The sequence below is a fragment of the Halorubrum sp. AD140 genome, assembly GCF_034497445.1.
Classification (GTDB): Archaea; Halobacteriota; Halobacteria; order Halobacteriales; family Haloferacaceae; genus Halorubrum.
Map to the genome: position 1 here is coordinate 1 of NZ_JAXRUU010000253.1, position 1200 is coordinate 1200.

Here is a 1200-nt window from a genome sequence, read left to right on the forward strand (position 1 = left end):
TCATTAGGCTTTGCTGTTCCCCATCCGATCGCTTCGAGAACGGACGCCGTCAGCCGAACACGTTCGACTCGCTTCGGCGGCGATGGCGGGGGTCGGAGCGCCCGACAGTAGCGTTCGCCGCGCCGGTCCGCGGCCGCTCGCGTGACAGGCAGTTATCACGACTGATACGGCGTGAGTAACAATAAATAGCGTACGGCGCTCAGTAACCATCGATGGAGGAGTCCGTCGTCGCCGACTTCGTCGGCCGCGTCCACGCGGCAAGTTTCGGAACCGACGAGCCGGTGACGGGCCGCGTCCTGCTGAGCCAGCGGCGGTTAGTCATCGCGACGGACGACGGAAAGGAGACGGTCCCGCTCTCGCGGGTGTTCGACGTCGTCGTCGGGAGCGTCCCGGGCGATCTGCGGTCGTTCTTCAGCGACAGCGTCACCGTCGCGTACGAGCGCGACGGGTCGCGGCGCTCGGCGCTCGTGGAGGGCGAGCCCGAGGACATGGACAGGTTCGTCAGGCTGCTGTTCAAGGCGCTGTTGCGGAACGTCGCCGTCACCGTGCGGCACCCGGCGAAGGTCGGCGGGCGCGTCACGGACGCGACCGATCACCGCGCCTCGGTGTCGGTGTCGCCGGGCGAGATACGGTTCAAGAACTGCCCCGACCCGTTCACCGTCGACCTCTCGGCCGTCATCGACTACGAGCGCACCGACCGCACCCTCGGCGGGAAGAAGCGGCCCGCGCTCGTCTTCCGCCACGTCGCCGACGGCCGGACGGTCACGTCGATCGCGACCGTGCCGAACGAGCGCGCGCTCAACGTCCTCGGCCGGTACATCAAGATCGAGTACGACGAGGCCATGGAGGAGTTAGAGTCGTTCGACCCGACCGAGGAGCAGCTGGAGATCCTCGTCTCCATCTACTCCGCGGGCGGCGAGGCGAACATCGCCGACGTCGTCACCGGCGACGTCACCCAGACGTCGATGATCCTCGACACGCTCCGGGAGGCCGACCTCGTCGCCGACGGCGAGAGCGGGGCCGCGCTCACCCGGAAGGGACAGATGATCGTGAGCGCCTACCTCGAATCGGTGAACGCCTGACGACCGGACGCGGCGGTTGCGAGCCGGACCCGGCCGGTTCGAGGCCGGGTCCGACGCTCCGTTCGGGGGGAAGTTTCATGCTCCTGTAACCGAAGGTGTCTCTCATGCGAGCCAGTGA

The 1200-nt window shown here is 67.6% G+C and carries 1 protein-coding gene; it reads left to right on the plus strand.

What is annotated here, in order from left to right; all coding sequences use genetic code 11:
- Positions 1 to 212 precede the first annotated feature (212 nt).
- The gene (locus U4E84_RS17960; RefSeq protein WP_322533434.1) at positions 213 to 1082 is read left to right on the plus strand and encodes a CheF family chemotaxis protein; all 870 of its coding nucleotides are present in this window, start codon (positions 213 to 215) and stop codon (positions 1080 to 1082) included.
- Positions 1083 to 1200: the final 118 nt, after the last annotated feature.